Below are 3,029 nucleotides of genomic sequence, written 5' to 3'. Positions count from 1 at the left end.
TCTGTTGCAACCAATAGCATTCACAGTATATTTTTGGCTTTCGATCCACCATACCTCTATCCCGGCTACGCGTACTTCCGTGGCCTGGGTCTTCAGTTGCGTTGCCTCTCGGAATAAACAGGGACGCGAAACACTCGAAAGATGGCCGGATTTACCCTAAATACAAGGCAGCCTCTGCCCGACGGCTACCCCAAACAACCGGCCCCTGCGGTCGACTTGTCAATTTAGCGCCAGCGTCGGGAAATTTCGCCTCCGTACCGGGGCCGAAAGAATAAAAGCCCTACATTTGCGTTTAGAAAGACACCATGCGTTTCACCCTCCAACATACCGACCCCAACTCCCGGGCCCGAGCCGGCATGCTCCGCACCGACCACGGCGAGATACCCACCCCGATTTTCATGCCCGTCGGCACCGTCGGCAGCGTCAAAGGCGTCTTCCACCGCGACCTCCGCGACGAAGTCCGCGCCCGGATCATCCTCGGAAATACCTACCACCTCTACCTGCGGCCCGGAACCGACACCTTATATAAAGCCGGCGGTCTGCATCGGTTCGCGGGGTGGGACGGCCCCATTCTGACCGACAGCGGCGGATTCCAGGTCTTCTCGCTCACCGGCATCCGGAAACTGACCGAAGAGGGGTGCCGCTTCCAGTCCCATATCGACGGCTCGCGGCATCTGTTTACGCCCGAGAACGTGATCGACACCCAGCGTCTGATCGGAGCCGATATCATGATGGCCTTCGACGAGTGTCCGCCGGGGACGGCGGAGTACGACTACGCCTCGAAATCGTGGGACCGGACGGCACGGTGGCTCGAACGCTGTTTTGCGCAATACGTCAAGACCGATTGCCCGTACGGCTACCACCAGTCCCTCTTTCCGATCGTGCAGGGATGCACCTATGCCGACCTGCGTCGGAAATCGGCCGAGTTCGTCCGGCAGTTCGACGCCGACGGCTATGCCATCGGCGGGCTGGCGGTGGGGGAACCCGCGCCGGTGATGTACGAGATGATCGAGGTCGTGAACGAAATCCTCCCCTCCGACCGGCCGAGGTACCTGATGGGCGTGGGGACGCCGATCAATATTTTGGAGGCGATCGAACGGGGCGTGGACATGTTCGACTGCGTGATGCCGACGCGCAACGGGCGCAACGGGATGCTCTTCACCTCCGAAGGGATCATTAATATCCGTAACCAAAAGTGGGCCGAGGATTTCTCGCCCATCGATCCGATGGGGCACACCTTCGTGGACACGGCTTATACGAAGGCTTATCTGCGCCACCTGACCGTCGCCGGCGAGATGATGGCCGCACAGATCGCGTCGCTGCACAATCTGGGCTTTTATCTGTGGCTCGTGGGCGAGGCACGGCAGCGGATCGTGGTGGGCGATTTTGCCGCATGGAAGGCCGAAATGGTCGAAAAACTGGGCCGGAGGCTATGATACGACTACTCAAGAAACTCAAACTGCAAATCATCGACCGGTACATCATGCGCCGGTTTCTGGGGACATATCTCTTTGCTATCGGGCTGATCATCATGATCGTCGTGATTTTCGACGCGGCCGAGAAGATCGACGACTTCCTGGAGGGGCATGCCCCGGTGTCGGCTATCCTGCTCGACTACTACGTCAATTTCATCCCCTACTTCGTCAACCAGTTCAGCGGGCTTTTTACCTTTATCGCCGTCATCTTCTTCACCTCGAAGATGGCCTACGACACCGAAATCATCGCCATTCTGTCGAGCGGCGTGAGCTTTCGGCGGCTCATGTGGCCTTACTTCGTCTCGGCCCTGCTGATCACCGTTCTGAGCCTGAGCCTGAACCTCTTTCTGATTCCCGAGGCCAATGCCCGGCGGCTGGCTTTCGAGGCGAAGTACATGGGGAAACACAAATCGGCTTACGAACCTCACATCTACCGGCAGCTCGAACCCGGGACGTTCGTCTACATCCGGGGGTTTCAGGACAAGAGCAAAGTGGCCGAATACTTCGCCATCGAGAGTTACGACGGCGGGAATATCGTCAGCACGCTCGAAGCGCAGAACGTCCGGTTCGACACCGTGACCGGGCGGTGGAAAGCCTCGAAATACTTCACGCGGCACTATGAGGGGGAGCGCGAGATACTGACGAAATACACCACGCCGTTGGACACGGCGATCAACCTGATCGCTGCCGAGCTGGGGCGGACGCAGAACCTCGTTCAGACGATGAACTCGGTGCGTTTGCGGCGTTTCATCCGCCAGCAGCAGGCCAAAGGGTCGGACATGGTGCCGATTTTCCAGATCGAGGCCTATTCGCGGTGGGCTTATCCGTTGTCTACGTTCGTGTTGACTTTGATCGGAGTGTCGCTTTCGTCGCGCAAAGTGCGTGGCGGGACGGGGCTGCATATCGGGGTGGGGATCACGCTCTGTTTCACCTATATCGTGTTGATGCGTTTTACGGGCGAGTTTGCCAAAGGGGGGATGCTGCCTCCGGTGATAGCCGTTTGGCTTCCGAACGTGATTTATGCCGCGATCGGGGTCTACCTTTACCGCCAGGCGCCGAAGTAGGCGGTTTTTCGTGGCCTGTTTTTTGATGGGGTTGGGGTGCGGAACGAAGAACTGGATCGCCGTGCTGCGCGTTTTAGGGATTTGGGCCGTCGGCAGCTTTAGGATGCGTCAGCATCCTTCTAAAGAAGCGATTCAACTATTTCGGCGGTGAGCCGAAATAGAATGAATCGCGCAAGGCGCGCGAACAGAGAATAGGGCGAAGTAAACAAGTAAGCGAAACGTAGTTTCGCTCCGTCCCGCCGGGGCGCCCATCGGGCGTTTTGTTAGGGTTGTCTTTGCCTTATTAGCCGTCCGCCGCCCGCGCAGGGCAGTTTCAGGCGGCTCGAAGCTCGACCGCGCGCCGTAGCCTTAAGAGGGAAATCGTCAAGACTCGCTTGCGTGTTTTGACAAGATTTCCCCAGGCGCGCGAACAAAGAACGGCGCGCGAACTCCGTCGCCCGCCCGCCTAAATGGGGATTTCGCTCGTTTTGCGTCAGCAAAATCGAGATGA

General features: G+C 58.4%; 2 protein-coding genes. Both read left to right on the top strand.

The features are described from left to right. The first annotated feature begins 305 nt into the window (after positions 1 to 305). On the top strand, positions 306 to 1,436 hold the full coding sequence (gene tgt / locus QZ302_RS09590; RefSeq protein WP_294594832.1) for a tRNA guanosine(34) transglycosylase Tgt: 1,131 nt from the start codon (positions 306 to 308) through the stop codon (positions 1,434 to 1,436). Next, positions 1,433 to 2,539 carry an LptF/LptG family permease gene (locus QZ302_RS09585; protein ID WP_294594830.1) on the top strand — a complete coding sequence of 369 codons (1,107 nt, stop codon included), beginning with the start codon at positions 1,433 to 1,435 and terminating at the stop codon, positions 2,537 to 2,539. The genes tgt and QZ302_RS09585 overlap by 4 nt, the downstream gene beginning before the upstream one ends. Positions 2,540 to 3,029 lie beyond the last annotated feature (490 nt).

This window comes from uncultured Rikenella sp., assembly GCF_910579375.1.
Classification (GTDB): domain Bacteria; phylum Bacteroidota; class Bacteroidia; order Bacteroidales; family Rikenellaceae; genus Rikenella.
Note: the sequence above shows the minus strand (reverse complement) of the source record. Positions and strands in the feature narration are given on the sequence as shown.

What these genes read in the sequence shown, in the direction of transcription:
- QZ302_RS09585 (WP_294594830.1), top strand. Translation starts at nt 1,433, where the DNA reads ATGATACGACTACTCAAGAAACTCAAACTGCAAATCATCGACCGGTAC.
- tgt (WP_294594832.1), top strand. Translation starts at nt 306, where the DNA reads ATGCGTTTCACCCTCCAACATACCGACCCCAACTCCCGGGCCCGAGCC.